The sequence below is a fragment of the Sphingomonas sp. genome (genome assembly GCF_036387595.1).
GTDB lineage: Bacteria > Pseudomonadota > Alphaproteobacteria > Sphingomonadales > Sphingomonadaceae > Sphingomonas.
This window is the reverse complement of record NZ_DASVTL010000050.1, coordinates 1-5,665: the sequence shown is the minus strand read 5'-3', so window position 1 is coordinate 5,665 and position 5,665 is coordinate 1. Positions and strand designations below refer to the sequence as shown.

At 66.5% G+C, this 5,665-nt stretch carries 5 protein-coding genes; 1 reads left to right on the top strand and 4 read right to left on the bottom strand.

What is annotated here, in order from left to right:
• Positions 1–349 precede the first annotated feature (349 nt).
• Positions 350–1,678, bottom strand: coding sequence for a DNA-packaging protein (locus VF643_RS04140; protein ID WP_331042106.1), 1,329 nt, complete (start codon positions 1,676–1,678; stop codon positions 350–352).
• Entirely contained in the window at positions 1,675–2,253 is a 579-nt protein-coding gene (locus VF643_RS04135) for a hypothetical protein (protein ID WP_414713793.1), read from the bottom strand. The genes VF643_RS04140 and VF643_RS04135 overlap by 4 nt, the downstream gene beginning before the upstream one ends.
• A 708-nt stretch (positions 2,254–2,961) precedes the next feature.
• Here VF643_RS04135 and VF643_RS04130 point away from each other — a divergent pair.
• Positions 2,962–3,954, top strand: a complete 993-nt coding sequence (locus tag VF643_RS04130; protein ID WP_331042107.1) for a DNA (cytosine-5-)-methyltransferase — start codon at positions 2,962–2,964, stop codon at positions 3,952–3,954.
• Here VF643_RS04130 and VF643_RS04125 read toward each other — a convergent pair.
• Positions 3,926–4,666: a hypothetical protein gene (locus VF643_RS04125; RefSeq protein WP_331042105.1), complete on the bottom strand. Its 741-nt coding sequence runs from the start codon at positions 4,664–4,666 to the stop codon at positions 3,926–3,928. The two genes, VF643_RS04130 and VF643_RS04125, sit on opposite strands and share 29 nt — an antisense overlap.
• Before the next feature lie 123 nt (positions 4,667–4,789).
• Positions 4,790–5,479: an HPP family protein gene (locus tag VF643_RS04120; protein WP_331042104.1), complete on the bottom strand. Its 690-nt coding sequence runs from the start codon at positions 5,477–5,479 to the stop codon at positions 4,790–4,792.
• Positions 5,480–5,665: the final 186 nt, after the last annotated feature.

The window sequence follows — 5,665 nt, the reverse complement described above, 5'->3', positions numbered from 1 at the left end:
CTTCATCGCCGCTCCTTTCGATTGTTCCGAAATCCTCCCCTGCCTTCGAATCCTTCCCTGCAAGGGGAGGTGGCAGTCCGAAGGACTGACGGAGGGGTGACCCGCTATCCGGAGAAGGCGTCACTCCGTCTGGCTACGCCAGCCACCTCCCCTTCCAGGGGAGGATCGAAGCCGCTCATTCACGCGGAGCCGCGGAGACGCAGAGAATCACCCCGCCGCGAAGCGGCTCTCCCAATCCCCGAGCAGCAAAGGACCACGCCGAGGCCAAAACCCGACGCCGCCCCAACCGCACCACCTCCGCGCCTCCGCGCCTCCGCGCGAACCAGATCTTCTTTCGACCCAGACGCCCCTACAAAGGCCGCACCGCGGCCTCCACCCGCCGCCGCCGCAGCATCAGGTCCGTCATCGCCCACACCAAAGCATCCGCCCGATCCGGCGACCGCCCCGGCCCCTCATACCCACCACCAACGACCAGCCCGCAAAGCTCGTCCTCCAGCGCCGGGAACGCCCCGACATGCAGCGCCTTGCCAGCCTCGTAGAGCGCCGCCACCGGCTCCGCCCGCGCGGCCTTCCCCTGCGTCGCGCGCACCAGCCGCACCGGCAGCGCCATATCCGCCGCCACCAGCACCGCGCGCACCATCTCGCCGCCCTGGTTGGCCTCCGCGATCACCCGGTCCGCGCCGACCCGCGCCGCGCACGCCGCCACCGCGCGCGCCCATTCGTGCGGCGCCGCGTCGACCACGCTCGCATCCTCGATCACATAGGCGCGCCCGTCGCCGCCCTTCGCCACCGCGACGATGCCGCAGGCGTCGCCGCCGCGCCCGCTCGCGGTGCCCGCCGGCGGATCGACCCCCACCACCACCCGCTTCCACGCCGGCGCCTCCCGCACCCGGCAAGCCTCGATTCCGCCACGGGTCCAGAGCGCACCCTCGACATCCTCGATCATCTCGCCGTCCAGCTCCTGCCGGCCCAGCCGCGTGCCCGCATAGGTCGCCTCGACCGCCTCGACGAAGGCCGCGGGCAGATGCGCGTTGTCGCGGGTCCGCCCGCCCGTCTCGACCAGCCCGGGCAGCGCCATCACCCGCCGCATCAGCGGCGTCGGTCGCGGCGTCGTCGTCACCAGCACCTGCGGGTTCGCGCCGCGCCGCATCCCCATCATCAGATTGTCCCAGGCGGCATCGCCATTGGTCCATTTTGCGAGCTCGTCGCACCACGCCGCGTCATGCTCGGGCCCGCGCAACCCTTCCGCCGCCATCGCCGAATAGACGAACGCGCGTGCGCCCGACGGGAACACCACCTCGCCGGAGTCACGCCGATAGCGCACCCGCTCGGTCGTGCGCGCCACCGCGCAGACCCCGCTCGGTCCCTCGATCATCACCCGCCGGACATCGTCGGCGGTCGCGCCGACCAGCGCGATCTGCGCATCCTTGTTGCGGCGCGCGACCTCGCTGACCCATTCCGCGCCGGCGCGGGTCTTGCCGAAGCCCCGCCCCGCGCGGATCAGCCACACCCGCCAGCCGTCGCCCTCGACATGCTGCCCGGCTTGCGCCCAGCCGCCGATCCACCGCTCGTTCAACTCGCGCCGTGCCCCCCGGCTCAGCCGACCGATCAGGACGCGACGATCCTCTTCGCTGAGCGCCGCCAGCAGCGCCACGACATCGGGTGCCGCCGCGGTCACGCCGGCGACCGCCGCGCCGCCAGCGCCGCCAGCTTCTTGAGGATCTCCGCATCGGTATCCTGACGAGTCGAGATCCCCAGCGGCGGCGATCCCCCACGCCACCCCCGCGCCCGCTCCGTCGCGCGGTGACGAAGCATCCGATATCCCGCTTCGAAATTCTTCGCTCCCGGCGCCGCCGTCGAAGCAGATTCGACCGCCCCGGCACCAGGCCCCTGCTCGTCGCCAGCGCCCACGCGCTCTTTCTTGCCGGAGCCGACACCGTCATCCACCACCACGACGGCGCCGCTCGTCGCCAGCGCGATCCCGACCAGATGCGTCTCCAGCAACTGGTATCCCGCCTCGATCGCCGTGCCCCAGTCGCTGGCAAAGGCCGCGTCACGGCGCCGCAACCCGTGTACGGCCGAATTCGACGCCCCGATCGCCCGCGCCGAAGCACTGACGTTGCACGTCGCCGCAAGATGATCGAGAAACCGGGCCTTCAACGCGTCGGTCCACGGATAGCGAGCGTTCGCCTGCGCACCGCCACCCCTCGCCGCAGCCCCCGCCACGACATCCACGTCCCTACCCGCCATCACGCCCCCCGCTTCCTGCCGCTACCGACCAGCCACTATCGAGCGCGCCAGACGCAGCTCGGGCCGGCGGCGGCGCAGGATCACTCCCACACCGCCCCGGCCCGACTCGCTGGTTCTCGACGTTCCTGTTATGTGCCAGAACAGCGTGACGCTGTCAAGCGTAATGTACCTATTTGGTTATCAGAGACGTTTAGGCGAGCGATGCGCTTTAGCAACTTTCCGTTTGGTACTTGCGGCACGCCGGTAGCGCGACCCGCAACATCCGCTCGTTCACGCCCGACAAGTTCCGAGACACCGGACCAGGGCGCTGCGCAACTCGACAAGTGCAAGGGAGGCGGGCGCCAACTTGAGCCAGACGACAATCGACGCGCTTCAAGGAGCGGCGAGGCAAGCACGTGAAGCGCAAGCTGGTCGAAAGGGAGGGTGGATCGACCGATTAGACGTTGACACCAGCCCGCGCGATAGGGGATCCCGAAGCTCGGCGATGCGTCACACGGCGCGCTTGGGGAGTCGCGGCAAGTGTATAGGCCACAAACGGCGCGCGGTACTGACACGCCCTGGTATCAGGGTTGGGATCTGACCGAGAACAAGCGCGCGACGTTTCGTGCTACGACAATCGCGTCGCAACAGGCGAAGCGCAGGGCTGCGGCTGGAGAGTGCAGTGCAAGCAAGCATCCCATCTACAATCCGCGCCTGAACCCACTCGATCTAATGCCGCAGCTTGCTGGGAACGGCCTATCCGCGCTCTCGCTGTTCAGTGGCGGAGGCGGCATGGATATCGGCTTTGACGGGGCTGGCTTCGAACACGTGGCCAGCTATGAAATCATGGAAGGCGCTGCGGCGGTACTCCGGGCGGCGCACCCCGACTGGACCGTTTATGGCGGCGAGAATGGCGACGTTCGCGGGGTAAAGTGGGGGAAATACCGCGGCAAGATTGACGTGCTGCATGGTGGGCCACCCTGTCAGCCGTTCAGCAATGCTGGCCGGCAGAACGGTGCTGCGGACGTACGGGACATGATCCCTGAGTTCGTGCGAGCGGTAAAGGCGATCCGTCCGCGAGTGTTCGTTTGCGAGAATGTCAGCGGCCTCGCGACCAAGCGGTTCGAGGATTACGTGAAGAGCACGATCCTCGCGCCGTTGCAGCGTCAGTATGTCATCCGTCAGTTCATCCTAAATGCTGCGGATTACGGCGTCCCGCAGACCCGCAAGCGCGTGCTGTTCGTTGGGTTCGCAGATAAAGATGAGGCCGCACGGTTCGAGATCCCCGCGCCCACGCATCGTCACGGCCCCTCCAAGGGGTTCGGGCACAACCTCCCCAAGACGATGGGAGTACGCGAGGCTCTGGGGCTGCCAGACACGGGCGTTGACGCCCTTTCTCCGACCTTACGAAGCGGGCTTACAGGGCCACGCCACACGACCAGCGTGCTGAGTTCGGTGTCCGCTCTCAATCTCTGGAACAAGCTGGGTGTCTGGCCGAACGGCGTTGCGGCCGATAGGACAGCGGCAAGCGGGTACGTGGCAAAGAATGGCGACTTCCGGCTTTCACTACCCGACTGTTTGGTGCTCCAGGGATTCCCCGGAGACTGGCCGGTGCAACGCCCGGTTTACTTCGCGCTGGGTCTCATCGGAAACTCGGTAGCGCCCCCGATGGCGTACAACCTGGCAAACGCAATCTCTACGGCTTTGCGTCCCGCCATGCTTTGACGTGGTTTCGGAGTTCGGCAGCATGATTGCTGCTGATCTCTGGCCACGCAGCAAGAAATTTTGCCGGGATGTGCGGATTGTTGAGGGTCGATCCGCGCTCAATGACGTACCGCGCCCGATCTTTGAATATTTTGAGCATCCGGTCTGGACTGTAGCCCTCATCCAGATCCTGAGCCTCGGTGTATTGCGCGGCGCTCATCTGGTTCTTGTGTAGTTTGCGAGCGTCGGCCTTGGTGTAGATCGCCTTCTTGCCAAGGATCTCGTACATGGTATCCAGATCTATATTAGCCGGGACGTGTTTGGCCACCTGAAAGTCTGCTTTTATGTAATTCCACTTCTCGGTGATCCACGGGCGCATAGCGTCGGGTGACCCGTACCGGCAGTACAGCAACTTGCCGCCTTGGAAGAACGCCATGATCCAGTGTTTGTCTCGCCATTTAGCGATGTGACTAGGTCCTAGATCGCGCACCGTGCTTACGCCGCCCGTGGCCGTTGTGACGGACTTCAGCTCAAATTCGTATTCGACGCCGTTCATCTTCAACGTCGCATCGACGCCATGCCGCACCCGATCTGGCGCCTGATGCAGGTTGAACAGGTCTATCAGCCTGTTTTCGCGGGCGTCATCTTGAGCAATTCCAGCCGCCACCGTTTGCTCTCCGACCTTTGTTGTCGGAGCGAAATCGCGCAACAGGTCACGGCTGGCAATAGCCAAGAGTCTGAACCTGTAAGGTTGCCTGGCAAACGGCCGATTTGCTCACCTTCCTTCGCTGGGTTTGTTAGCTATACATGCCTCTTCGGTTTACTGATGTCCGGTTCGCTCGTTCAAAAAACGAAGCTACGGCACTCCCCTAACCCGCTCCGCCGCATGAAACTCCGCGCGCTGCAGCAACAGGTCGAGATCCTCGCGACTGACGTCGAACGTCTCCCCCAGATCGGCCAGCGCCCGGTCGATGTCCTCACGATGCGGCATCGTGCCCCCCGCCGTCGCCGCCGCGACCGCCGCCCCCGGCACCGCGGCGACATGCGGATAGCTATGCCCCGACAGCCGGTGGAACAGATAGCCGATCCCTGCGAGGATCATCGCGTTCACACCGACCGGCACCAGCGCGAAGCCGAAGCCCAGCGCGGCGATCTGCGGTCCGCCGATCACCGCCATCAGCGCGGTCGCGCCGCCGGGCGGGTGCAGCGACCGCGACAGCGACATCGCCAGGATCGCCCCCGCCACCGCCATCCCCGCCGCCAGCGCCGGGATCGGCACGACCTGCGCGACGCAAACCCCGACCAGCGCCGAAATCACATTGCCGCCGATCACCGACCATGGCTGCGCGAGCGGGCTCGCCGGCACCGCGAACACCAGCACCGCCGACGCGCCCATCGGCGCCACGATCAGCAACGCCGCGGCCGCGCCCACCGCCTTCGCCGCGATCACGCCGGTCAACGAGATCGCGACCAGCGCGCCGAGGCACGCCACCAGCCGATCGCGCAACGTCGCGCCGGCCAGGATCGGAAGAAAACCCAGGGTCATGGTCCGCGCCTATGCCGCGCGGACCATCGTTCGTCACGCTTCCTTTGGGCGGCCGATGCCGATCAGGACTCCGCGTTCGCGGGCTTGGCGCCGTCCAGCGCCGTCAGCACCATCGTCTCCCAGATCTGCGGGTCGCCCGCATGCGCCATCGCCGAATCGGGCTCGCGCAACGTCCGCAGCACCGCG

Coding starts and splice junctions, on each gene's coding strand:
- VF643_RS04120 (WP_331042104.1), bottom strand. CDS start 5,479: ATGACCCTGGGTTTTCTTCCGATCCTGGCCGGCGCGACGTTGCGCGAT.
- VF643_RS04130 (WP_331042107.1), top strand. CDS start 2,962: ATGCCGCAGCTTGCTGGGAACGGCCTATCCGCGCTCTCGCTGTTCAGT.